This window comes from Lysinibacillus sp. LK3 (genome assembly GCF_001043675.1).
Taxonomy (GTDB): Bacteria; Bacillota; Bacilli; order Bacillales_A; family Planococcaceae; genus Lysinibacillus; species Lysinibacillus capsici.
Genome location: NZ_LDUJ01000024.1, coordinates 24,622 through 49,993, shown reverse-complemented (window position 1 = coordinate 49,993; position 25,372 = coordinate 24,622). Strand labels below are relative to the sequence as shown.

At 37.9% G+C, this 25,372-nt stretch carries 25 protein-coding genes; 24 read left to right on the top strand and 1 reads right to left on the bottom strand.

What is annotated here, in order from left to right; translation table 11 throughout:
• Nucleotides 1-116 precede the first annotated feature (116 nt).
• Nucleotides 117-1,163 (top strand): SepM family pheromone-processing serine protease, encoded by a 1,047-nt coding sequence (locus VK91_RS17640; protein WP_048394679.1) that lies wholly within the window; start codon nucleotides 117-119, stop codon nucleotides 1,161-1,163.
• Nucleotides 1,164-1,207: 44 nt separating this feature from the next.
• On the opposite strand, the gene VK91_RS17635 is transcribed toward VK91_RS17640, so the two are convergent.
• On the bottom strand, nucleotides 1,208-2,419 hold the full coding sequence (locus tag VK91_RS17635; protein WP_048394678.1) for a nucleotidyltransferase: 1,212 nt from the start codon (nucleotides 2,417-2,419) through the stop codon (nucleotides 1,208-1,210).
• Between the two features lie 167 nt (nucleotides 2,420-2,586).
• On the opposite strand from VK91_RS17635, the gene VK91_RS17630 reads away from it, so the two are divergent.
• The 23 genes from VK91_RS17630 to sigE all read left to right on the top strand — a co-directional run bounded on the left by VK91_RS17630 (nucleotide 2,587) and on the right by sigE (nucleotide 25,361).
• The gene (locus tag VK91_RS17630) at nucleotides 2,587-3,120 is read left to right on the top strand and encodes a DUF177 domain-containing protein (RefSeq protein WP_004224818.1); all 534 of its coding nucleotides are present in this window, start codon (nucleotides 2,587-2,589) and stop codon (nucleotides 3,118-3,120) included.
• Nucleotides 3,121-3,144: 24 nt separating this feature from the next.
• Nucleotides 3,145-3,318, top strand: a complete 174-nt coding sequence (rpmF, locus tag VK91_RS17625; RefSeq protein WP_004224819.1) for a 50S ribosomal protein L32 — start codon at nucleotides 3,145-3,147, stop codon at nucleotides 3,316-3,318.
• 163 nt (nucleotides 3,319-3,481) lie between these two features.
• Entirely contained in the window at nucleotides 3,482-4,249 is a 768-nt protein-coding gene (locus tag VK91_RS17620; protein ID WP_048394677.1) for an enoyl-CoA hydratase/isomerase family protein, read from the top strand.
• A 111-nt stretch (nucleotides 4,250-4,360) separates the two neighbouring features.
• Nucleotides 4,361-4,738 carry a transcriptional regulator gene (locus VK91_RS17615; protein ID WP_004224822.1) on the top strand — a complete coding sequence of 126 codons (378 nt, stop codon included), beginning with the start codon at nucleotides 4,361-4,363 and terminating at the stop codon, nucleotides 4,736-4,738.
• Between the two features lie 377 nt (nucleotides 4,739-5,115).
• Entirely contained in the window at nucleotides 5,116-6,018 is a 903-nt protein-coding gene (locus VK91_RS17610; RefSeq protein WP_048394674.1) for a ketopantoate reductase family protein, read from the top strand.
• On the top strand, nucleotides 6,015-6,410 hold the full coding sequence (locus VK91_RS17605) for a DUF3397 domain-containing protein (protein ID WP_048394673.1): 396 nt from the start codon (nucleotides 6,015-6,017) through the stop codon (nucleotides 6,408-6,410). The genes VK91_RS17610 and VK91_RS17605 overlap by 4 nt, the downstream gene beginning before the upstream one ends.
• A 398-nt stretch (nucleotides 6,411-6,808) precedes the next feature.
• Complete coding sequence (bshC, locus tag VK91_RS17600) at nucleotides 6,809-8,425, top strand: bacillithiol biosynthesis cysteine-adding enzyme BshC (protein WP_048394671.1); 1,617 nt, start codon at nucleotides 6,809-6,811, stop codon at nucleotides 8,423-8,425.
• Between the two features lie 254 nt (nucleotides 8,426-8,679).
• Entirely contained in the window at nucleotides 8,680-9,111 is a 432-nt protein-coding gene (mraZ, locus tag VK91_RS17595; protein WP_048394670.1) for a division/cell wall cluster transcriptional repressor MraZ, read from the top strand.
• 62 nt (nucleotides 9,112-9,173) lie between these two features.
• The gene (gene rsmH / locus VK91_RS17590) at nucleotides 9,174-10,124 is read left to right on the top strand and encodes a 16S rRNA (cytosine(1402)-N(4))-methyltransferase RsmH (RefSeq protein WP_048394669.1); all 951 of its coding nucleotides are present in this window, start codon (nucleotides 9,174-9,176) and stop codon (nucleotides 10,122-10,124) included.
• Complete coding sequence (gene ftsL / locus VK91_RS17585; RefSeq protein ID WP_004224836.1) at nucleotides 10,125-10,496, top strand: cell division protein FtsL; 372 nt, start codon at nucleotides 10,125-10,127, stop codon at nucleotides 10,494-10,496.
• On the top strand, nucleotides 10,493-12,715 hold the full coding sequence (locus VK91_RS17580; RefSeq protein ID WP_048394667.1) for a penicillin-binding protein: 2,223 nt from the start codon (nucleotides 10,493-10,495) through the stop codon (nucleotides 12,713-12,715). The genes ftsL and VK91_RS17580 overlap by 4 nt, the downstream gene beginning before the upstream one ends.
• Nucleotides 12,716-12,772: 57 nt before the next feature.
• Entirely contained in the window at nucleotides 12,773-14,689 is a 1,917-nt protein-coding gene (locus VK91_RS17575; protein WP_048394665.1) for a stage V sporulation protein D, read from the top strand.
• A gap of 125 nt (nucleotides 14,690-14,814) precedes the next feature.
• Nucleotides 14,815-15,786 (top strand): phospho-N-acetylmuramoyl-pentapeptide-transferase, encoded by a 972-nt coding sequence (gene mraY, locus VK91_RS17570; RefSeq protein ID WP_048394663.1) that lies wholly within the window; start codon nucleotides 14,815-14,817, stop codon nucleotides 15,784-15,786.
• On the top strand, nucleotides 15,786-17,135 hold the full coding sequence (gene murD, locus VK91_RS17565) for a UDP-N-acetylmuramoyl-L-alanine--D-glutamate ligase (protein ID WP_048394660.1): 1,350 nt from the start codon (nucleotides 15,786-15,788) through the stop codon (nucleotides 17,133-17,135). The genes mraY and murD overlap by 1 nt, the downstream gene beginning before the upstream one ends.
• 40 nt (nucleotides 17,136-17,175) lie before the next feature.
• Entirely contained in the window at nucleotides 17,176-18,255 is a 1,080-nt protein-coding gene (ftsW, locus tag VK91_RS17560) for a putative lipid II flippase FtsW (RefSeq protein ID WP_048394659.1), read from the top strand.
• Nucleotides 18,256-18,276: 21 nt separating this feature from the next.
• On the top strand, nucleotides 18,277-19,110 hold the full coding sequence (locus tag VK91_RS17555; protein ID WP_048394656.1) for a cell division protein FtsQ/DivIB: 834 nt from the start codon (nucleotides 18,277-18,279) through the stop codon (nucleotides 19,108-19,110).
• Nucleotides 19,088-19,816 carry a DUF881 domain-containing protein gene (locus VK91_RS17550; protein WP_048394654.1) on the top strand — a complete coding sequence of 243 codons (729 nt, stop codon included), beginning with the start codon at nucleotides 19,088-19,090 and terminating at the stop codon, nucleotides 19,814-19,816. The genes VK91_RS17555 and VK91_RS17550 overlap by 23 nt, the downstream gene beginning before the upstream one ends.
• 123 nt (nucleotides 19,817-19,939) lie before the next feature.
• Complete coding sequence (locus tag VK91_RS17545; protein WP_036077135.1) at nucleotides 19,940-20,659, top strand: DUF881 domain-containing protein; 720 nt, start codon at nucleotides 19,940-19,942, stop codon at nucleotides 20,657-20,659.
• Nucleotides 20,660-20,662: 3 nt separating this feature from the next.
• Nucleotides 20,663-21,034 (top strand): small basic family protein, encoded by a 372-nt coding sequence (locus VK91_RS17540; RefSeq protein WP_048394651.1) that lies wholly within the window; start codon nucleotides 20,663-20,665, stop codon nucleotides 21,032-21,034.
• A gap of 95 nt (nucleotides 21,035-21,129) precedes the next feature.
• Nucleotides 21,130-22,413 carry a cell division protein FtsA gene (gene ftsA, locus VK91_RS17535; protein ID WP_004224856.1) on the top strand — a complete coding sequence of 428 codons (1,284 nt, stop codon included), beginning with the start codon at nucleotides 21,130-21,132 and terminating at the stop codon, nucleotides 22,411-22,413.
• Nucleotides 22,414-22,466: 53 nt separating this feature from the next.
• A complete protein-coding gene (gene ftsZ, locus VK91_RS17530) occupies nucleotides 22,467-23,624 on the top strand; it encodes a cell division protein FtsZ (RefSeq protein WP_004224858.1) in 1,158 nt (385 codons plus the stop codon).
• 182 nt (nucleotides 23,625-23,806) lie between these two features.
• Nucleotides 23,807-24,640 carry a sigma-E processing peptidase SpoIIGA gene (locus tag VK91_RS17525; protein ID WP_048394649.1) on the top strand — a complete coding sequence of 278 codons (834 nt, stop codon included), beginning with the start codon at nucleotides 23,807-23,809 and terminating at the stop codon, nucleotides 24,638-24,640.
• Nucleotides 24,641-24,653: 13 nt separating this feature from the next.
• Nucleotides 24,654-25,361 (top strand): RNA polymerase sporulation sigma factor SigE, encoded by a 708-nt coding sequence (sigE, locus tag VK91_RS17520; protein WP_009373518.1) that lies wholly within the window; start codon nucleotides 24,654-24,656, stop codon nucleotides 25,359-25,361.
• Nucleotides 25,362-25,372: the final 11 nt, after the last annotated feature.

Genomic DNA, 25,372 nt, shown 5'->3' with positions numbered 1-25,372 from the left:
TATCATCTCGTTTCAACTTTTTGTCATTCACATAGGCAAATGCTAAAATCAATATATGTGAGAAAGGCAAAAACATGAACGTATGGTTTTGCAAGCGTCCTAGGAGGTGTTTTCAAGTGAAGAAAAAAATTAGTATTTATGCAGTGTTGATAGTCGTGATTTGTTTTATGATGTTATACCGACTAGACGCGTATATTATGAAACCTGGAAGTGCCTATGATGTCAGTAAATTTGTTACTGTGGATAGTAAAGAGGCAGATAGTGAGGGGTCTTTAAGTTTAATGACAGTTGCTATGCAGCAAGCCACACCATTTTCGTATTTGTGGGCGAAAGTTCAAAAATATCAAAAGCTAATGGATATTGAACAAGTACGAAATCCTTTAGAGGATGATGAGGAATATAATATTCGACAGTTAAAGTTAATGTCTGATTCACAATTTAATGCCAAATATGTAGCCTTCCAAAGAGCAGGGCTAGAGACAAAGGTTCTTTTTAATGGTGTATTCATATTAAACGTTTTAGACGGAGGAGCTTCGGACGGTATTTTAAAAGCTGGTGATGAAATTGTCGAGGTTGATGGACAAAGAATAACTAGCCAGCAAATGCTTGTGGATCTATTAAAACCTAAGCAGCTTGGCGATAAGGTAACCATTCAATTTATACGTAATGAAGAACAACACCAGGAGACTATTACACTACAGGAAATTCCTAACGCCCAAGAACATAGAGCGGGTTTAGGTATTTCTTATACTGAAAGCAAATCGATTGAAACTAATCCGAAAGTGACGATGAAAACAGAGGATATAGGGGGACCTTCTGCTGGACTGATGTTTACACTTGAAATATTAGACCAATTACTTGATGAAGATTTAACAAAAGGCTATGCAATTGCTGGAACAGGTGAAATGTTAATAGATGGATCTGTTGGAAGAATTGGTGGAATAGACTATAAGGTTATTGCCGCTGATCGTGACGGCATGGAAATCTTTTTTGCACCAGATGATGAAATCTCTCAAGAAATGAAAGCGAAGTATCCAGAGCTAGAATCGAATTATGCAACGGCTGTCAAAACGGCCAAAGAGATTAAAACAAAAATGAAAATCGTTCCAGTGAAGAGCGTTGACGATGCTATTAATTATTTAAAGCAACTTCAACCAAAATAATATAAAGGGATGCTAAAAGGACTTTAGCATCCCTTTTGATATCTTTAGCAACGAATAGGTGGTGTTTGATAATCCTTAGGCAGCGTAAAATCCTTTGTTCCTTGCTCGATACTTAAATTATAAAGCTCTGCTGCATGTATATCGATAGCTAACATTGCATCATTTGTAGCTGCAACTCGACTGATTAAGGGTAATTCTATATTCTTTTTTTGCTGACCTAAATAAGCTTGTCCTGTCGAACTCATACCCAATAGCCGAATAAAAGAGGGCGCGTTAAAACTTTGAAGCTGCTTTTTGGTAAACCCTGTATAGATATGTGTTATCATCCGTTGAAGGCGGGTCCAAGTATAACGCTTAGATTTTATTTTTTCCATAAAGCTATAAAATGTAGAGCTGCTTTTGGCTGCTTTTACAATTGCGTTTTCTATGCCCTCTGTTACTTCTGCATAACGAGTAAGTTCTGAAGGGGTATGTCTTATAATGGTGAACTGTAATAACGGCCAAAATGTTTCCCAGCTAGCAAATTGGTTATACTTTATATGCCAGTCTGTTAAATAATCAAAAGTAGCTGTAGGAACAACATTTTGTACACTTTGTAAAGAATTTGTAGAGGCAAGGGCTTTACGTATGCCAGTGGCACTGGCGATCGATGCATCTTCCTTTAATGCATCATGATATCCTGCTGCAACACGAGGAATTGTTAATGGTTTAATGTTGCTGTTAAGTGCCCTCGCTGCTTCAAGATAATGAAAGCCCAATATATTATTTGGTTGTGCAAGATCGATGTATGGAGCAGGGTACATCTGAGAAAGCTGTTCATAGGCGTAATGTAGGCTTTTTGGGTAGCTGGCACCTGTTTTAAGGCTGTCTTTAATGAACAGGTCATATTCTGCACGGTGGCTGTCAATCAGCTCGAAAGTGTTTAGAAAGGGCTGTATAGAGCCGTCTTCACTTCCAAAAGCAAAGGAGTTGCAACCAACAGCACTTAATAAGGAAATGGCTCCTTTTGCGAAATCTGTAGCAGGTGCTGTACTATAGACATAAGGCAGTTCAATAACAATATCTACACCGCCAGAAAGCGCCATTTTAGTACGTGTCCATTTATCTACCATGGCAGGTTCTCCACGTTGTAAAAATGTGCCGCTCATAACAGCGATTACGAGATCTGCCTGTGCTGCTTTTTTAGCCTGTTCTAAATGATAAGCATGTCCGTTGTGAAAAGGATTATATTCAACAACAATTCCAACTGCTTGCATGCTTCTCCCCCTTATAATTTGTGTCTTTATTTTAAACTGTTAGGAGTAAATACACTTCTTATAGTATATAATTATAGGTGGGTTTTAAAGTGGTGACAAGAAATTATCTTGACATCTATTTTTACACATTATATAATCAACAGTGTTGTCTCGAGGTGATTAAACGAATGAAATGGTCAATTCATCAATTATCTAAATACCGCCAAAACGGGATGCCAATCGATGCCTTTGTCCAGCTGGATGAAGTGATGGAGCGAAACCAGGATATTCGAGCAATTTCGCCCGTTCATGTAAAAGGGCTATGTACTTTTGGTGCATCGCAAATGACATGTCAGTTAACTGTGACAGCAACGTTAACACTACCATGTGCTCGCACATGGGAGGATGTTGAGTTTCCAATTGAAGTTGAGACAGTTGAAATTTTTAGCTGGATTGACGAAGATAAACGAGGAGACGATGACGGAGACATTCACTATATTGACGGTGAAGTCATCGACATGAAACCGGTTCTTGAGGAATTAGTTTTGCTTGAGGTACCAATGCAAGTGTTCAAGGAAGATTCTGAAGGACAAGTGCATGGTGGTAAAAATTGGTCTTATGCAACAGATGAAGACGTAGAGCTACACAAAAAAGCTGACGAACAAAAAGTGGATCCAAGACTAGCTGCTTTAGCTAAGTATTTTGATCAAACAGACGAATAGACGATCTGTAAGGAGGTGCCATCAATGGCTGTACCATTTAGAAGAACTTCTAAAACTGCAAAAAGAAAGCGTCGTACGCATTTCAAATTATCTGTACCTGGTATGGTAACTTGCCCTAACTGTGGTGAGGCTAAATTATCACACCGTGTTTGCAAAGCTTGCGGACAATACAAAGGTAAAGAAGTAGTAAGCAAATAATACAGTGTTTGCTCACTTAAAAGGCTAGTAGAGAGACCATGGCTCTTTACTAGCCTTTTTGTTTGCTTGAAAAGACGGAATATTTCGTTGATTATGAAGTTCTTTACGATAGTGAAATAATTGTGTGATACAATTTATTCATTGCGACAAAGGGGGTAGTAATATGTCTTATACGATTGACAATCATGATGGCATTATGACGTTTACCATTAACCGTGAAGAGAAACGGAATGCTGTCAATGATGAAGTGATGAACGGTCTTCAAGAAGTCATTACATATATTCGTGGGCATGAAGATGTGCGTTTCTTAGTAGTGACTGGTGCTGGCGATAAATCGTTTTGCTCAGGAGGGGATTTATCTGAGTTTCATTCATTGGAAACAGAGGATGAGGCATTTGGTATGTTAAGTAAGATGGGGAAAATATTATATGACCTTGCTACGCTTCCTGTACCAACTATAGCACTTATAAATGGTACGGCTGTTGGAGGTGGCTGTGAGATTGCAACAGCTTGTGATTTTCGTTTAGTAGCTAGCCATGCGAAATGTGGATTTATTCAAGGAACACTAGCCATTACAAGTGGCTGGGGTGGCGGTACATATTTATTTGAAAGAGGTTTGCGTCATGATCGTGCGATGAAGATGCTCGTGGATGCGAAGCCTTACCCTGCGCAATTATTATATGAGATAGGATGGGCTATGCGTGTTTTTGAAGGCACAAAAGAAGATGCCTTGAACGATTTTATTGAACATATGCGAAAAATTCATCCTTCTGTTCATAAAGCTTATAAGGAGATTGAGCTTAGAAAGTGGCGTGAACGAAATATGTATGAGCGTGTGATGGAAGAAGTTCGTACCTGTGCAAAGTTGTGGGAAAGTGAAGCGCACCATCAAGCGGTTAATAATTTCTTGACAAAGAAGAATAATAAGTAATGTATAAAGACAGTGTTGAGAGTAAAAACATCATCACTGTCTTTTTTCATGCAATGATTCTATTTTGCTTGCTTTTGCATATAGTAGTAAAAAATGCGAGGGTGATAGATTATGGAATTGAAAAAAAGAAAAGATCAATGGACAAAGGAAGATGATGAAAGACTAGCAGAAATCGTATTGCATAATGTGCAAAATGGCAAAACACAGCTAGAGGCCTTTGAAATGGCGGCCATAGAACTAGGTCGTACAAAACAAGCGTGTGGTTTCCGATGGAATAAAACATTGCGTGGTCAATATAGTCAGTCACTACTAGCTGTGCGAAATCAGCCCCAACAATCTATGCGAAGTCATTTGAAATTAGCGTTGACAAGTTTTGACGAATTAACGGAGGCTTATCAAACGCTTGAAATGAAGCATCGGGAATTGCAAAATGAGCATGAGAAGCTAGTGAAATGGCTTCAGCAAGGTTATTCATTAATGAAAGATTAAAATTATGTTTACGTGGTTTTTGGAACATGAATTACATTGCTTTTCTTTTATGGACATAAAACCCTTTCTGTATATCGTCAATAATCAGTCTATCCTGTATAATAAAAGAACCTGCGTAGAAGGTGCCTTAGATGTATTCTAAGGCACCTTATTCTTATAGTTTTATGAATGTATACTATTCAGAGGTGAAGCATCAGATGGGTGTTTTAAAGTCTACTGTTATAGGAGGCATGCCAAAAAGTGCGTCACCCTTTTTGATGGTGTGAATAGTATCGTGTTGTTTCAAAGTATCACAGAGTGTTTTGAACATTTTGGAATAATCTGGATGTGATGACATCGAGGTACATTGATCAGTAAAGATGGAAAGGGTGTAGACAATGAAAGTAGCGATAATTGGAGCAGGGGCAGTTGGTCAATTAACAGCAAGTTTTTTAGCGGAGTCTGGTATACCAGTAACGTTGGTTGCCAGAAGGCAGGAACAAGTAATTGAACTAAATGCCAAGAAGTTAACACGTATCAACGTTGATGGGACTAAAACTGTGCAAAGGATTGTTGCTACTACAGATTTGGCTAATCTACCAAAGCAAGATTTACTAGTGATTGCTGTTAAATACGGACATTTGCAAAAGCTCTACAATCAATTAGCCTTATTCTCAAGTGAAATGCCGTTGCTTTTTATGCAAAACGGCTTAGCGCATTTTGAGGAGGCACTACTCTTGCCACAAAAAAATATCGCCTTTGGTTCAGTGACCTTTGGAGCTCAATTGTTGGACCATTCAACGGTTCAACATAGAGGAGTAGGGCTATTTAAAATAGCAATAGAACGAGGAGAACACCAGGCTTTTCAACAGCTACTACAATTACAACGTTCCTTATTTCCTATTGAATTGGCTAGTAATGCAGAGCAAATGCTTTTTGCAAAAGCGGTACTTAATAGCTTAATTAATCCATTGACAGCTGTATTGCAAGTAAAGAACGGAGAGTTAGTGACTAATCAACAAGCATTTTTACTGCTAGAAAATATTTATCGAGAGCTTACGGAAGCTTTTGAAGATATTGAACACACCATATCTTTTAGTGATGTGATAGACTTATGTAGGAAAACGGCCAACAATACTTCATCTATGCTAGCGGATCGTCTGCAGGGGAGAAAAAGTGAAATCGAAACAATTGTTGGTGTCATTCTAAATAAAGCTTTAGCAAACGGTCATAATTTACCTACTTTGCGTACTTTATATCATCAAGTGCTTGCAATAGAGGAGAGCGGTGAAAGAAGTTGAAAGACCTTTTACATATAGTTATTAGTATCATTATTTTTTGTCCAATTGTTCTTTTCGTAATTGTTTATCTGGTTGGCAGGAAAGTTAAAATTCGAGGCACACATGCTTTTGGAGCAGCCTCTGATGTTACGACATTGTGCTTGTTTTTTTCTGTTCCGTTAGCTATCGGTGTGCTTTGGCGTGTGAATGTTGGAGCGCTTTTAGTGATCCTCGCGATAATGATGGCCATGATTTTTACATATATTGATTGGCGGACTAAAAAGGAAATAGAAGTAAAGCCGTTATTAAAGAAAATTTGGCGTTTTTTATTCTTAATACTTAGTACAGCTTATCTAGTGATATGTATCGTGGGTGTTATCCAATCCATTATGGAATATTTACAGGTTGTCTAAGCATTTTCTTTTCATGTTGAAGCTTTAAGCGTTAAAATAATAGCATTAAAATAGTTATAAAAATCATTCTGTGGGGATGAGAATATGGATTGCATTCATAAACCTTCGAAACTAGAAGCGTAGTTCAGTGATATGAGGAAGTGAACCAGCGCATGTTTTTTTTCTACCGAAAGCAAAGTTAGGTATAGAAAATATTTCTCGAGGGAGAATGATGGCTTTTAAATCGAAATGTCTGCTGCAACATTGTTGCCTAAAAGTCGCTAATAGATGCCGCGGATTTTTTTGAGCAATTTGAATGTCAAGGCAACATTGAAAGCCTCATGTGCATAGTATGAATGAAATTCAATTTCTTGTTATGAGTAAGGAAATGATTTAGTGAGTAGAGGAGTTTATGTTAAATGAAACTGGAGTCAATCCAAGTACCTATAAAAAATCATGTACTAGCAGATTACTGGTCGCCAAATACTGCCATTCATCAATTTTTTGAGTATGAATACAATGATCAAGCTTTTGAGAAAAGAGCGGAGCATTTAGCGCGAAATTCCCGTGATCAAAAAGAGTTAACAACAATCATCCGTCAATTTATGGAGCCGCTGGGGTTATCCAAAAAAACGAATGAACATTTAGAACAACTAGAGCAAGGAGCTATGGTAATAGTTGGTGGACAACAAGCAGGTATCTTAACAGGCCCTCTTTACTCCGTTCATAAAGCTATTTCAGTTATTGCATTAGCGAAAGAGCAAAGTACGAAGCTTCAACAGCCTGTTATTCCTGTTTTCTGGATAGCTGGAGAAGATCATGACTTAGAAGAAATCAATCACACCTATACGGTACATGGGGAATTGCTGAAAAAAAGAGCTTATGGGGAGCGCTCTAGACGTAAAACGATGGCTTCTGCAACAGCCCTCAACAAAGAGTCGATGACGCAATTAATTAATACAATTATTCGTGATATTGGAGAAACAGAGTATACAGAAACGCTGATTAAGCAATTAGTTGACGCATTGAACAATAGTGAAACATTTACAGATTTCTTTGCCTGTCTAATGAATCAATTATTCAAAGAGGAAGGCTTATTATTAATCGATGCCGCTAACTTTCAATTCCGTCAATTTGAACATAAATATTTTGCTCAAATCATTCAATCCAATGAAGAAATTGCTAGAGTAGTAACGGAAAAGGAGCAAGAGCTTGAACGTGCTGGCTATGGTAAGCCTATTTTAGCAACATATGAAGCCGCCAATTTATTTTACGTAGAAGATGGGGAGCGACATCTTTTAGAAAGAAAAAATGATCTGTTTGTTAATTTAGCGGCAAACCTTAAATTTACACAAGAAGAGCTATTAGAAGTGGCGCATAATCATCCTGAACGTTTAAGTAATAACGTAGTAACTCGCCCATTGATGCAGGAGATGACATTGCCAGTATTAGCGTTTGTTGGAGGTCCAGGAGAGCTAGCTTATTGGGCGACACTGAAAAATGCATTTTCAGTGTTAGATTTACAAATGCCGATTTTTGCTCCGCGCCTACATATAACTATTGTCACTCGTCATGTAGAGCAATTATTACGCGAGCATCAACTAACTGTTACTGACGTATGGGAAGGGAAAGCATTACACCTGAAAGAACGTTTTATTGCAGATGTACAGGACAGTGAAGCCAAACGTCAAATTCAAGCTATGCAGCAGTTGTTAGTAGAAAAATATGAAGAGCTAGCCTCCTATTTAGAGAAACAGCATCTGCAATTAGATAAGATTCTTGAGAAAAATCAAGAAAATCATGCGAAGCAATTTGACTATCTACAGCAAAAAATTGAACAAACTGTATTGGGTAAGCATGAAACGACGATTCGTAAATTTATGACATTGCAAAATGAATTATATCCGAATGATGGTTTCCAAGAGAGATCCTTTAATCCGTATCAATATTTCAATGAGTTTGGACCTATGTTAATTACTGAAATGCTGAAGCAAAATTATAGCATCGGTAAACACCACTATTTACTTTATTTATAAAATTAATAAACAGATACTTTTTACCTAAGTAGTAATTTGATATCCTGTGAATTTGATGAATAATGTCGAGATAAATAGTATTTAAAGAGCTATCCTACCAGGGGTGGCTCTTTTTTTGTATCATTTAGCACATGTCAAAAAAATTCCTAAAGGTCTAATTGCATATTAAGTGATAAAATGTCAAGTTTTTTTTAAAAAAAGTGGAGGAAAGTGGGGGGATGTGGTACATTATTTAATAAAGTGGGGTGAGTAGTATGTTCATGGGAGAATATCAACACTCCGTTGATGCGAAAGGGCGATTAATCGTACCGGCAAAATTTCGTGAAGCTTTAGGCGAAACGTTTGTTGTCACAAGAGGTCTCGATAACTGTCTATTTGGCTATCCTATGAATGAATGGCGAAAACTCGAAGAGAAATTAAAAGGTTTACCAATGACCAAAAAAGATACACGAGCATTTGCGAGGTTTTTCTTTTCTGGAGCAACAGAGGTAGAGATAGACAAGCAGGGGCGTATCAACATCCCAACTACCCTTATGCAGCATGCGCATCTAGTAAAAGAATGTGTGGTGTTGGGTGTTTCAAATCGAATCGAGATTTGGGCTAAGGATGCTTGGGAAGCTTACTTTAGTGAGTCTGAACAATCTTTTAATGAAATTGCAGAAAATATGATTGGCTTTGATTTTTAACTTGTAATAGGCATTACAACGTGATAGTTGAATGAGGTTAAGGCCTGAGAGGAGCGAGTGGTATGTTCGATCATACAACCGTGTTATTAAAAGAAACTGTTGATGGGTTGAACATAGATCCTGATGGTGTATATGTGGACTGTACACTAGGTGGTGCGGGACACAGTGAATATCTAGTACAACAATTATCAGATAAAGGCCGCTTAATTTGTTTTGATCAAGATATGACGGCTATTGAAAATGCGAAAATTCGATTAGCACCTTATATAGAGCGTGTTACATTTATACATTCGAATTTCCGTTACTTAAAAGAAGAACTATTAGCTCATGGCATTAAGCAGGTTGATGGTATTTTATATGACTTAGGCGTATCTTCTCCACAATTAGATACACCTGAGAGAGGCTTTAGTTATCACCACGATGCACCACTTGATATGCGTATGGATCAAACTGCAACACTGACAGCATCAGATGTTGTTAATCAATGGGCATACGAAGATCTTGTTCGTATATTTTTCCGTTATGGAGAAGAAAAATTTTCTAAACAAGTTGCCCGTAAAATTGAAGAGGCTCGAAAAACAGCACCGATTGAAACAACTGGTCAACTTGTAGAATTAATTAAAGAGGGTATTCCAGCAGCGGCACGCCGAAAAGGTGGACATCCGGCAAAGCGCATTTTCCAAGCAATAAGAATTGCTGTTAATGATGAGCTAGGCGCAGCAGAGGATTCATTAGTCGATGCGATTGATATGATTAACGTAGGGGGGCGCATTAGTGTCATTACGTTCCATTCATTGGAGGACCGCCTATGCAAGACAATCTTTAAGGAAGCGTCATCATTACCGGAATTACCGCCAAATTTACCTGTAATTCCTGATGACATGAAGCCAACTTTAAAGCTTATTACACGAAAGCCTATTATTCCTTCTGATGAAGAATTGGCAGTTAATAATCGTGCGCGTTCAGCGAAGCTTAGAGTGGTGGAGAAAATTAACGACAAAGGGCGTGAGTAAATGGCAGCAGTTCGTGTAAGGCAACAGCACCAACATCAACAAGTGCAACAACCGATAACACCACCTAGTCCACAACCCACTATCATACGTCGTAAAAAAACGAACCAGAAGTTTGAAAAGACAATGCTAATTGTTTTAATTGGCATTATTGCTGTACTAGGAATTCTTGTATTAAATAAACAAGCAGCGATTCAAACAACAAGTATAGACATTCAAAAAATCGAATCAGAAGCAGAAGAGATTGCGAAACAGAATGTTGACTTAACGGTTCGTGTAAGTGAACTTTCTACATACGAAAACATATGGAAAAAAGCCAAAGAACTCGGTTTAACTCAAAATGAGAAAAATGTAAAGGTAGTGCCGGGAGAATGAAAAAAAAGAGATTTCGATTCCAATGGGGAGCCTTTCTATTATTAATTTTTTATGGAGGGCTCTTTTTTCTATTATTCACAAGAATGGTGACATTACAGGCTACAGGTGAAGTGGAAGGACAAGAGCTTGCAGCGAGAGCAGCAGCTAAGTATGGTAAGGAAAGTGTAATTACAGCTAATCGTGGGAAGATTTATGATCAAAATGGACAAGTAATTGCAGAGGATACATTGAGTTATCGCATGATTGCCATTGTAAGCGAAAAGGCTACAACAGATCCAAAGAATCCTCGACATGTAGTGGATTCGGAGAAAACGGCAAAAGTACTAGCGAAATATATTCCAGCGATGAAGGAAAAGGAAGACGAGATTGTTAAAAAATTGAACAATCGATATAGAAGTGATGGTGAACCTTTATATCAAGTTGAGTTTGGTAGCGCAGGCCGTGGCATTAGTCACGAGGTCATGAGTAAAATAAAGGAAGAAAAATTACCAGGAATTCTCTTTGTGAGTGACTTAAAACGGTATTATCCAAATGGTGTATTTGCCTCGCATTTAATTGGCTATGCTCTCAAAAAAGATAATGAAGATGGCACGGTTACAACCAAGGGAGAAATGGGTCTAGAATATACGTATGATAAAGAATTAACAGGCGTTAATGGCAAGGTGGAATATGAGACAGATGCTTTCCGCTATTTGCTTCCAAACAGTGAGAAAATGATTACACCTGCAAAAAATGGGGATGACATTTATTTAACACTTGATAAAACAATCCAAAGCTTCTTAGAGGAAGCAATGACAAAGGTTGAACAGGAATATAATCCTGAGTCCATGACCGCGGTAGTAGCAGATCCGAAGACTGGAAAGATTTTAGCAATGTCACAGCGTCCTACATTTAACCCAGAAACACGTGAAAGTCAAAATATGAAGTGGCTGAATGAGGTGATTGAGGAGACAATTGAGCCTGGCTCGACGATGAAAACTTTCACGCTTGCTTCAGCTATCGATACGGGAAAATGGACACCGAATGATTGGTTTATGTCAGGTTCATATACAGTATTTGACCGTACGATTCGAGATCACAATAGATATGGTTGGGGTCCAATCACTTATTTAGAAGGTTTTCAACGCTCTGCCAATACTGGTATGGCCCATTTATTAACTAAGATTGGCGATGACGTATTTATTGATTATCTGGATCGCTTTGGTTTTGGGCATAAAACGGGAATTGATTTACCGAATGAAGCAGCAGGTACTATTTTATCGAAGTACCCTATTCAACGAGTAACAACAACTTACGGCCAAGGTTCAACAGTAACACCTATTCAGTTAATCCAAGCGATGACTGCTATTGCGAATGATGGCAAGATGATGCAACCGTATGTTATCGACCGTATTGTTGATTCTTCTACAGGGAAAATTATTCAAAATCATGAGCCAGTTGAAAAAGGACAGCCGATTAAAGCTGATACAGCGAAACAAGTACGAGAAATCCTAGCTTCAACATTAACATCAAAACATGGGACAGCGAAGGATTTTATATTGGAGGATTATGAGGTTGCAGGGAAAACGGGGACTGCCCAAATTCCGAAAGCTAGTGGTGGATATCTTTCAAACCAATACCTTTATTCATTTTTAGGTTTGGCTCCTGTAGATGATCCACAGCTAATTGTATATGTCTCAGTGAAAAAACCTAAGCTGAACAATGAGCTTGGATCTGTACCAGTATCAAAAGTCTTTAATCCAGTTATGTTAAATAGCTTAAAGCACCTTAATATCAACCCAGACGATGTTCAACATGTCAATAAAGTCAGTATTCAGGACTTTACAGGTCAAAGTGCTGAAGCGGTTGAAGTAGAATTAGCCAATGATGGTTTACAACCAATTGTTGTTGGTAGTGGTGGTAAAATTATTGAACAATATCCAACGAACACTCAAAAGCTGGTAAAAGGTAGTTTTGTATTTTTAAAGACAGATGGCGAGGTAACATTGCCTGACTTTACGAATTGGTCATTACGTAATTTACTAGTCTTCAAATCTATGACTGGACTAGAGATGGAAATATTCGGCGAAGGTTTTGTAGCAAGTCAAAGCGTTTCAGCTGGAACCGTCATCACTGATAGTTCCCCGATTGTTGTTAAGCTCAAAACACCTGCTGAAAGCTTTGTACAAGACGTTGAAGCTGCCTCTGAGGGTGAAGTTGAAGAAGTAGAGGATGAATAATACTGAATAGAAGTCCACTTTATTTCATACGTTGTAAAAAACAAGGTGTGATGTCGAATGAAGTGGATTTCTATCCATTCTAAAAAGCGTTTACGTATTTTATATGTGTTGTTTATGTGTGTAGCAGTGGCAATTGTTGTTAGGTTGTTCTTTTTGCAAGTGTTAGATCAAAAAGAATTGACTACTAAGGCAGAGGAGAACTGGGACAGGGAAATTCCATTTGCGAATGAACGAGGGCATATAACAGATCGAGATGGAGAGAGTATTGTAACTAATAAGCTAGCGCCTACTTTATATTTCATGCCTTCACAAAGTGATGATATTGAAGGAGCTGCTGAAAAAATTGCCCAGGTTCTAGAAGTGGATAAAGCGAAGCTATTAGAGAAAATGCAAAAAAAAGCGTACTTAGTGAAACTAGCACCTGAAGGCAAAAATATACCTTATGAAAAAGCAGTAGAATTACAAGGCATGCAAATTGAAGGATTGTATAGTGGTGTTGATTATTCTAGGGATTATCCTTATGGCACTTTATTATCTCGATTTTTAGGTTTTACGGGGTATGATGCCCAAGGATTAGCTGGGATTGAATATGAATATGATAAATTTCTGCAGGCTAATTCTTCTGCTATCCGTCTCTTTACAGATGCAAAAGGTAATAATTTGCCTAATGTTTCAAGTGCTTGGAAAGCAGGAGAAGATGGTGCTACGATTGAGCTAACAATTGACGTTGATGTACAGCAAGTCGTAGAGCGCGAAATATCGCAAGCAATGAAGCGCTATGAAGCTGACCAAGCACTAGCGATTGCGATGAATCCAAACACTGGCGAAATTTTGGCATTAGCCTCTTATCCTACTTTCCACCCAGCGGAATATCAATTAGTAGAGCCAGCCATCTACAATCGAAATTTACCTGTATGGATGACGTATGAGCCCGGTTCTACTTTTAAAATTATTACCCTTAGTGCTGCGTTGGAAGAAAACTTAGTGGATTTGGAGCATGAAACCTTTTATGATCCAGGTTATACGATGGTGGCGGGAGCAAAGCTTCGCTGTTGGAAACGTGAAGGACATGGGCATGAAACCTTTTTAGAGGTGGTTGAGAACTCCTGTAACCCAGGCTTTATAGAATTAGGTCAGCGTCTAGGCAATGAGCGATTACTACAATATATTAAAGACTTTGGTTTTGGAAAAAAGACAGGGTCTAATATAGCTGGTGAAGCATCGGGTATTTTATTTTCTAAGGATGCCTTTGGTCCTGTTGAGCAGGCCACCACTTCATTTGGGCAAGGGGTAGCCGTGACACCTATTCAACAAGTTCAAGCAGTAGCTGCTGCCATAAATGGAGGCAAGCTTTATACGCCATATGTTGTGAAAAAGGTATTTAATCCAAATACAGGTGAAGTCATACAAGAAACGCAACCAGTTGTTAAAAATCAGGTAATTCGTGAAGAAACCTCTGCTAAGGTTCGAGGTGCTTTGGAATCAGTAGTAGCGAATGGTTCAGGTCGACAAGCCTTTCGAGATGGACTGCGAATTGGTGGTAAAACTGGAACAGCGCAAAAAGTTGAAAATGGCCGTTATAAAAGTGGAGAATACATCGTATCCTTTATTGGCTTTGCACCAGCAGACAATCCGCAAATTGTTGTCTATGTAGCTGTTGACAATCCGAAAAAGACAACCCAGTTTGGTGGTGTTGTAGCAGCACCTATAGTGGGGCAAATTATTGAGGATGTTGCGCCTTTTGTAGGTATTGAAAAATCGAAGGAACAACTGGAAAAGGATTATCGTTATGGTGACCCAATTACTGTGAAGGTACCGAATTTTATTGGTCAAACAAAGGATGATATTGCCAAGCAATTTTATCCATTCCGTATTGAATGGCATGGAGAAGGGACTAAAATTGGTAATCAATTACCTGAAGTGGATAGTGTTATCAAACAAGATGGTACCATTCATTTATATTTGGAGAACTAAAATAACTTTACCTTTAAAAAATGGGAAAGAACCACTATTATTATGAAGGGTAGTAATAATAAAATGAAAGTTAATGCTTTTTTCTTAAAGAAGAAAGTGAAACAAGATTTAAAGGAGATTTTTCAATGAAACTCGCAACAACACTTACCATTTTAGCTCTTGCTTTTATAGTAACAGTTATCCTGGCACCAATTAGTATTCCACTTCTTCGTCGTCTAAAGTTTGGGCAAAGTATTCGAGAAGAGGGACCAAAATCACATATGAAAAAAGCTGGTACACCAACAATGGGGGGAATCATTTTCTTAATATCCATCCTCGTAACAACTGTTGGTGTAGGTAGCTTTTTAGATTTATTAACGACACAGACCGTAGTACTTTTATTAGTATTAGCAGGATTCGGCTTAATAGGTTTATTAGATGATGGTTTAAAGGTTGTATTTAAAAGAAATTTAGGTTTAACCTCTCTTCAAAAATTGATTGGTCAAATTGTTATTGCTATTCTTGCGTATTTCCTTCTACATGTAGGATCGTTTGATACAACGTTAGCTATTCCATTTACGGAGTGGACTATTGATCTAGATGTATTCTATGTAGCCTTTTTAATTTTTTGGTTAGTAGGCTTCTCCAATGCAGTGAATTTGACAGATGGACTAGACGGGCTAGTGGCGGGTACTGCCTCCATTGCCTTTGCAGCATTTGGTGTTATTGCGCTATTCCAAAGTCAGGCAGATATTGCACTATTTTCGTTTGCTGTAACAGGTGCTTTATTAGGCTTTTTATTATTTAATGCAAATCCTGCAAAGGTATTTATGGGGGATACGGGGTCATTAGCATTAGGTGGAGCATTAGCTATGGTATCTGTCTTAGTAAAAGAAGAATTCTTGCTTTTACTAGTTGGCTTAGTGTTTGTGATCGAAACACTTTCCGTTATTTTGCAGGTAGGTAGCTTTAAGCTTCGAAAAAAGCGTATTTTTAAAATGAGCCCTATTCATCATCATTTTGAATTATCCGGTTGGTCAGAATGGAAAGTAGTGCTTGTCTTCTGGTCAACTGCCTTAGCAGTAGCATTAATTGCAGTCTTATCGGAGGCGTTCTAATGAAAAACTATACAGATTTACAACATAAAAAAGTACTTGTGTTAGGTCTAGCAAAAAGTGGTGTGGCCGCTGCTGAAATTTTACATGAGCTTGGTGCATTTGTAACAGTAAATGATTCAAAACCATTTGATGAAAGTCCAGATGCACAAGGGCTCTTACAGAAGGGGATTACAGTTATCTGTGGTCGCCATCCTGAAGATTTACTTGATGAAGGCTTTGAGTTAGTGGTAAAAAATCCAGGTATACCTTATAGCAATCGAATTGTGGCTGATGCCCTTAGTCGAGAGATTCCAGTCTGGACAGAGATTGAGCTAGCTTTTTTAATTAGTGATGCACCATTTATTGGTATAACAGGCTCAAATGGCAAAACAACGACGACAACTTTAATATTCGACATGTTAAGTAACGGAAGTAAAAATCCTTTAATTGCTGGAAATATTGGGACAGTTGCTTGTGGCGTCGCAAAAGAAGCTAATCAAGATGACATCATTGTAACAGAATTGTCTTCTTTCCAATTGATGGGGATTAAAACGTTTAAGCCTAAAATTGCTATTTTGACGAATCTTTATGATGCGCATCTAGACTATCATGGAACATTTAATAACTATGCTGAAGCGAAGTTTGGCGTAACTCGTAATCAAGATGACAGTGATTATTTTATTTATAATGCCGACCAACCGATAGTGGTTGGATATGCAGCACAATCTCATGCACAGAAGATTCCATTCAGTTCGAAGGGGCGTACTGCAAATGGAATTAGTGCAGATGATACAACAATTTATTGGCAAGGTGAACCATACATGGATCGCGCGAACATTGCCTTGCCTGGTAAGCATAATTTAGAAAATATCCTAGCAGCCGTGGCAGCCTGTATTTTAGTTGGCTGTGACAAAGAGAAGATGGAAGAGGTTTTAGCGACATTTGGTGGAGTTAGACACCGTACACAATTCGTACGTGAATGGAACGGTCGTAAGATTTACAACGACTCTAAGGCAACCAATTGCTTAGCGACAAAGAGTGCTTTAGATGCTTTCCAAGCTCCTGTCATTTTACTCGCAGGTGGCTTAGATCGTGGACATTCTTTCGAAGAGCTTCGCCCTTGTATGAGTCATGTAAAGGGTGTTGTTGCGTTTGGAGAAACTGGCTTACGATTTGTAGAATTTGCAAAATCGTGTGGTGTCCAACATACCGTCATTGCTCAAAATGTAGAAGACGCTGTTCAATATGCAGCACCGATGTCTGCAGAAGGAGATGTTATTTTACTATCTCCAGCATGTGCAAGTTGGGATCAATATGACAGCTTTGAAATACGTGGAGATGTTTTTATTGATGCTGTAATGAAGCTGTAATGAGCCTGTAACTATTTTAGAATATACTTGACTTGGAAGGATGGCATTACTGAGAGGTAAAGAAAGCTACTTATTGCTCGTCACAACTTTGATGCTATCAATAATCGGCATTATTTTCGTCTATTCTGCAGGTACCTATTGGAGTGCCGTTCATTATAGTGGAAAAATGCCGTTTTATATGAAGCAAAGCGTATACTTTGTGGTAGCCATTGTCGTATTTTTAATCACGATTCGATTAAATATTTTGAGAGAGCAGTCCTTTTGGAAAATGGCCTATATATTTTCGTTAATTTTACTCGTTCTCGTCCTGATTCCTGGTATAGGATTAGTGCGAAATGGTTCGCAAAGCTGGATTGGTGTAGGTCCATTAACAATACAGCCGGCAGAGCTAACGAAAATTACCGTCATTGTGTACTTGAGCCATATATTAGCCCAACATAAAACGGGCACTCCTGTTGTTAACTGGCGACATGGTTTTATCCTGTTACTTCCTGTTGTTCTTATCATGTTGCAGCCGGATTTTGGCTCAGTATTTATTCTCGTTGTATCTGTGTTTTTATTGTTTTTTGTCGCTGGCTATCCTCTAAAATTATACGCCATGATTATGCTAGCTGGTGTCGCTGGATTAGTAGGTCTCATAGCGACAGCGCCATATCGTCTAAAGCGTATAGAAGCATTTCTTGATCCATGGGCTGATCCCTTGGTTAGTGGGTTCCAAGCGGTGCAATCTTTAATGGCTATCGGTCCAGCAGGGATTTTTGGGCATGGCTTTGGACAAAGCCGACAAAAGTTTCTGTATTTACCAGAGCCTCAAAATGATTTTATTTACGCCATTATTTTAGAAGAAGTCGGATTGATTGGTGGCCTCGTTATTTTAGTGCTTTTTGTACTAACGATCTATGCAGGCTATAGATTTGCTGTACAGGCTAAAAACCGAACGTCCTATTATGCGATTATCGGGCTAGTCACAATGCTTATGGTGCAGGCTTTTCTAAATATAGCCGTAGTAATAGGTTTAGTGCCAGTAACGGGTGTTACATTACCTTTTATTAGCTATGGTGGAACATCTTTAGTAACAATGTGGTTAATAATAGGTATTATTTATCAATTAGCGAAATAAATATAAAGGAGGAGTACTTTTATGGAGAAAGTAATTGATATAGAAGAACGCATACCTACGCTAAAAAAGCGACGAAAAAAGCGTACAAACCGGAAATTTATAGTGCTAATATTACTTTTCTTTATTGTGTTAGCAGTACTCCTTTATTTTCAATCTCCATACAGTAACATCAATAAAATCACTGTCAATGGTGCGAAGCTAGCGAATGACCAATATTATTTGGAGGCAAGTACTCTTGCGCCAGGAAAATCAATGTGGAGTTTCAAAGTGGAAGATATTGAACAGATTTTATTAAAGGATAAATGGGTAAAAGAAGTACAGGTTAACCGTAACTGGTTACAAGGCGTAACAATTGATATTAAAGAATGGAAAAAAGTTGCGTACTTAGCTGGGGATGGGACTTATTATCCTTTGCTAGAAAACGGCAAGCGCTTTGAACAAACGGGAAATGATACACCCATTGATGCACCTGTTTTTATCGGGATAACTGGTGAAAAGACAATTAATAAGCTTGTTGAACAGCTAGCACAATTAAAGCCCGAAGTATTAGCTTTAATTTCTCAGGTTAACACGAATAGTAATGAAGCAAATCCAAATGCAGTAAAGCTTTATATGAATGATGGCTACGAAGTACGTGCTGTTATTCAGACACTAGCGGAAAAGTTAAATTACTACCCCTCTATCGTCGCACAAATTGCTAACTTAGAAAAAGGTGTGATTGATTTAGAGGTCGGTTCATACTATCGTCCTTTTAACGAGGAATACAACAAGATTAGTATTGACATGGAAGTAAATGCAGATGGTGAAATGGTTAACCAGGAAGTGACAGAAGATGAACAACAAGAAGACGAATAGCAAAGGTAGTTTTTTTACTAGAAAACAATTCGAATTACTAATTGTTTGTGTAACAACAGGATTTATCATCGGCTATTCATACAACCAGGCGAAAGATAATCGAGAAGCAGGCACTATTAATTCTGAGCTTTTTGAGCAAGAAGATTCTTATCGTGAGGAGCTAATCACTCAACAAGAGCGCAATAAAGAACTTACGGAAGAACTAAATCATTTACAAGAACAAATTCGGAAGTATGAAAAATCCTTTGCTTCAAACGAAAAGGACTACAAGAAGCTTGTTGAGCAAGCAGAAGATTTACGGCTTTTACTCGGTGAACTAAAGAGTGAGGGGAAGGGCATACGCATAACCCTTCAAGATGGAGACTATGATCCAAAATCCTTAAATCCAAATGACTATATTGTCCATGAAAGTCATGTATTTAAATTGTTAAATGAACTAAAAATTTCAGGCGCGCAAGCTATTGCTATTAATGGACAACGTGTATTAGCGAGTTCTTATATTCGCTGTAATGGCCCAGTAATAACAATTGATGGTACACAACATCCAGCTCCGTTTGTAATCGAAGCGGTTGGTGATTCAGATACATTAATAGCTTCTTTAAACTTAAACGGGGGCGTGGTGGATCAATTATTAAATGACAATATTGTTGTGTCACTTGAAGAAAATCAGAAGCTTACCATGCCAAAAGTAAAAATAGAAAGTTAGGACAAGTTCTATACTTTAAACTTCATGTTTAATTTAGCCTTCAGTTATATAGTCGATTGTAGAAAATTATACAATTCAAAGTCGTATTCTGAGGGGCATACGATACGTCTAGGAGGGGCTATTTTGAAAAGAAATATGTACACCCGAATAACGATCGTGCTATTTATTATCGGTTTGATGATAGCGGTACAATACAATACCATACAAAAACCAGCTGAGCGAGATACACGAGATATTTGGGCAATAAGAGAGGAATTAGCACAAGAAAAACAAAGACATTCCGCACTACTGGCAGAAATTCGCTCACTTCATGAAGTAGTGGATCGCTATGAGCAATCTGAAAAAGTAAATCAGCAAGCAGCTTTAAATGAAACATTAAATCGTTTAAAGCTACAAGCAGGATTAACAGAAGTTATAGGGCCAGGTGTTGTACTTCGAGTTGAACCTGCACCTGAACTGATAGAAATGGGCTATGAAATTAAAGAGATTTCACCCGATTTGTTAACTCAATTATTGAATACCCTTTTTAAGAACAATGCTACTAATGTCTCAATTGATGGTAATCGGGTAGTACAAACAACAGCAATACGGGATATTAATGGTAAGACAACAGTAAACAGTATACCACTGTCTTCGCCTTCATTTGAGATATTTGTTGGGACAAGCGATTATAAAGCAGCACAAAAAATGTATAATTCCTTGCAGGCCTCAACATTTATAGACTCATTTTATTTAGACAATTTTAATTTAGTAATTGAAGAACCAATTGAACAGTTACAAATTCCAGCATTTGATCAGCCGTTGACAAATGATTATTTAGCAGAGGTAAAAAAAGGAGATTAATATATGTGGCTACCATTTTTAGGTTTGGTATTTGGACTTGCCCTTGGCTTGTTAACAAATATACAAATCCCCTCTATGTATGAAAATTATCTGTCAATAGCTGTTTTAGCAGCTTTAGATACATTATTTGGAGGTATTCGTGCTCAATTACAGCAAGTTTACGATGATAAAGTTTTTGTATCAGGATTCTTTTTTAATATAGTTCTAGCAGCAGGATTAGCTTTTATAGGAGTGAATTTGGGGATAGATTTGTATTTAGCAGCGATTTTTGCTTTTGGAGTACGTTTATTCCAAAATATAGCAATTATTAGGCGTATATTACTAACTCGGTTAGATGAGAAACGTCACAAGCGGAAAAAAACTTCCATAGAATGAGAGAAAAATTGACCAAAATACTCGATTTGCTTAGACATTATGCCAAATTTACAATAGAATGAAAACAAGAGCATTTTTCAAGGAGGTGCAGCGAATTGAATCAGCAAGATTTATACATTTCCCTTGATATTGGGTCCTCCTCTGTCAAGGTATTAATAGGTGAAATGAGTGACGGGCAATTACATGTAATTGGCGTCGGAAATGTAAAGTCGAATGGAGTTCGAAAAGGTGCAATTGTTGATATTGATGCAACAGTACAATCTATTCGAAAAGCAATAGAACAGGCCGAACGAATGACTGGTTATCAAATCCATGAAGTCGTTTTAGGCGTTCCAGCTAACCAGACGATGTTACAGCTAGTTAAAGGTGTTGTCGCTGTAAATAGTGAAAATAGAGAAATTACAGATGATGATTTAGACAGAGTGGTAGAATCTGCACAAGTCATGTCAATACCTCCTGAACGTGAATTAGTTAACATCATTCCAAGACAGTTTATTGTGGACAACCTTGATGAAATTAAAGATCCTCGTGGTATGATTGGCATCCGTCTTGAAATGGATGCAACAATGATAACGACATCCAAAACGCTTTTACACAATGTTCTTCGCTGTGTTGAGCGAGCGGGTTTAAGTATACGAGAAATATATTTGCAGCCATTAGCATCAGGCTACTTTGCATTAACAGAAGATGAAAAAAACCAAGGAACTGCCTTTATTGACTTAGGTGGCGGATCTACAACAATTGCAGTTTTTGAAGAGGGATTATTAACGCATACAGGTGTCATACCAGTTGGTGGTGATCATATAACGAAAGATATTTCAATCGTTTTAAAAACACCAACAGAACAAGCAGAACAAATTAAACACCAGTTTGGACATGCCTTTTATGATGACGCATCAGATGACGAACTCTTTGAAGTGCCTGTCGTGGGTACAGATTCTACTGATCAGTACAGCCAACGTTATATATCGGAGATTATTGGTGCTAGATTAGAAGAATTACTAGAGTTAGTTATAGATGAATTAGCACGTTTAGGTGTTAGAGATTTACCAGGCGGTGTAGTTTTAACTGGTGGTGTTGCAAAGCTTGAGGGGATTGCCCAATTAGCACGTCAAATTCTACAAACGCGTGTTAGAATCTATACACCCGATTATATCGGTGTTAGAGAGCCTTCATTTGCGACGGCAGTTGGACTTATTCGTTACGCCTATTTAGAAGATGATTTTTACGGTAAAAGTACGAATACGCAGCCTGTTGAATATGCAGTTGTAGGGGCTCAACCAGCTATAAGCAAAAAGCAAGAGTATTCTGCACCTTCAGAACCAAAAGAAAGCGTAATTGGGAGAGCAAAAAAATTATTTGATAAGTTTTTTGATTAACTAGAATGCGTAATGAATGATACAGAGTCGAGTTACCGTGGGAGGAAAAAGAGATGTTAGAATTTGATACAAGTGTTGATGAACTTGCAGTAATAAAGGTCATAGGTGTTGGTGGCGGCGGTAACAACGCTGTCAATCGAATGATAGAACATGGTGTACAAGGTGTTGACTTTATCGCAGTTAACACGGATGCTCAGGCATTAAATTTATCCAAAGCGGAAGTAAGGCTACAAATTGGTGCTAAATTAACGCGTGGATTAGGTGCAGGTGCAAATCCAGAAGTAGGAAAAAAAGCTGCTGAAGAGAGCAGAGAACAGCTAGAAGAGGTTTTAAGAGGCGCCGATATGGTATTCGTGACTGCTGGTATGGGCGGCGGAACGGGTACTGGGGCAGCTCCAGTGATTGCACAAATTGCACGTGAATTGGGAGCCCTAACAGTAGGTGTTGTCACACGTCCATTTACTTTTGAAGGTCGTAAACGTCAAACACAAGCAATCGGTGGAATTGGCGGTATGAAAGAAGCAGTAGATACACTGATTGTGATACCAAACGACAAGCTACTACAAATAGTTGATAAATCAACACCAATGTTAGAAGCCTTTAGAGAAGCCGATAATGTATTACGTCAAGGTGTACAAGGTATTTCAGATTTAATTGCTACACCTGGTCTTATTAACTTAGACTTTGCAGACGTGAAAACGATTATGTCCAACAAAGGTTCAGCCTTAATGGGAATTGGTATTGCAACAGGTGAAAACAGAGCTTCTGAGGCTGCAAAGAAAGCTATTTCAAGTCCATTGCTTGAATCATCCATTGATGGTGCTAAAGGTGTCCTTATGAACATTACAGGTGGTTCAAATCTTAGCTTATTTGAAGTACAAGAAGCAGCAGATATCGTAGCTTCTGCATCAGATGAAGAGGTAAATATGATTTTCGGTTCTGTAATTAATGAAAATCTTAAAGATGAAATCATTGTTACAGTTATTGCGACAGGCTTCACTGAGGAAGCTTTACAGCAACAACGACCTACAGCAAAACCGACACTTAATATGAACAGACAATCTGCTCCACAGCAACAAGCACCTATTCGTGAACAACGACAAGAAATGCATGTTCAACATGAGCAGCCACGTCAAAATCAGCAAAATTATGCACAGGATGATATGCTTGAGGTTCCAGCATTTTTACGTAACCGCAAAAATCGTGGTTAATTAACTTCTAAAAAGCTCGTATTTTACATATGTAAAATACGAGCTTTTTATATTGTCTGCCATGATGTTCAAATGTGTAAGGAAACCATGTTTTTTGTCAAAACATTTTTAGGAAATGATGCGATTGTTTGACAATATTTGTGGGAGTAACGTGCTAACTTTGTAAGTAGGAGGCGGCTGTTATGTATGGAGAATGGCTGGTGCTCATTAATACGCTTTTTAATCTAGCGATACTCACGTTTACGGCAAGAGTAACAGGAGTCCTTGTAAAAAATTCAAGATTATTAATGAGTTCTATTTGTAGTAGTTTTGTAGCTGTCATTGGCGGTCAATTGCTGTGGACGACAATTCTTAGTTTTATATTGTTAATTGGTATAGCGTTTCACTTTAAGATTCGAAGCTTTCAGAAGCAAGGACCTATTGTGTTAACAGCAACGATCGTTATTGGCGGATTGTTAACAGCACTACAACCTTTTTTAAAAAATCTTTCTTCCACCCATTTCATTATGATTTGCTTTTTGCTTGCAGTTTTAAATCTTATTGCATTTTATAAGCAATGGGGTTTTGTAAAGTTAGAACGCTTAAGTGGTCAATTTGTATTTGATACAACTTTAACAATCTTTGGGGCAAAGATACCACTTTCTGCCTTTGTAGATACAGGAAATCAAGCCATTGAGCCATTATCAGGAAAGCCGGTTCATTTTGTTTCCTATACTGCTTTGAGACCACATTTACCTTCAGCGTTCCGGGAATCATTAATGGAATGGCAAGAAACAGATCCGTACAATGTATCTATGTTTTCAGAAGATTATCAGCGTTATATACGATTTATTCATGTCAATACAGTACAGCAGCAAACCGTTGTCCTTGGTTTTCGCTTTGATGAGTGGCATATAAAGGGGGAGCCTTCGCAAGTGAAAATGAATGAATATATCGTATTAACCAAAAAAGCTAAAAATTTTCCACATAGCACAGCAGCAATTTTACATTTTTCAGCGCTTTCAAATAACTCATAGAGGGGGAGAACTATTGCTTCTTAGGCTACTTGCTAGCTTGAAAAAATTATGGAGTAAGTTTCGGAGTCGTGAAACGTACTATATAGGGGGAAATGATTCATTGCCAGTGCCATTAAGTCGAGAAGAAGAAGTTACAGTCATTGCATCCTTTATGAATGGTGATTTACGAGCTAGAGACACACTAATTGAACGTAATTTACGTCTTGTTGTTTATATTGCTAGACGTTTTGATAATACGGGAACGCCAATCGAAGACTTAATCAGTATTGGCTCCATTGGTTTAATAAAAGCAATTGAGACGTTCAATACGGATAAAAATATTAAGCTTGCAACATACGCATCACGCTGTATTGAAAATGAAATTTTAATGCATTTACGAAAAACAAGTCGTATGAAGGGTGAAGTATCCTTAGATGAGCCACTAAATTCTGATGCAGATGGAAATGAATTATTACTGTCAGATATTTTAGGAACAGAAGAGCATATTATTTTAGATAATGTGGAGAAAAAAATTGAACGTCAGCATATGTTCCATGCTATTAATTTACTAGGTGCGCGTGAACGTTATATTATGGAATGTCGCTTTGGTCTCAATGGAAAAGTTGAAATGACACAAAAAGAAGTTGCAGATCATTTAGGCATATCGCAATCATATATTTCCCGTTTAGAAAAGAAAATTATTCAAGATTTACGTGAAAATTTAAATCAACCAATTTCTTAGAAAGGGAAATT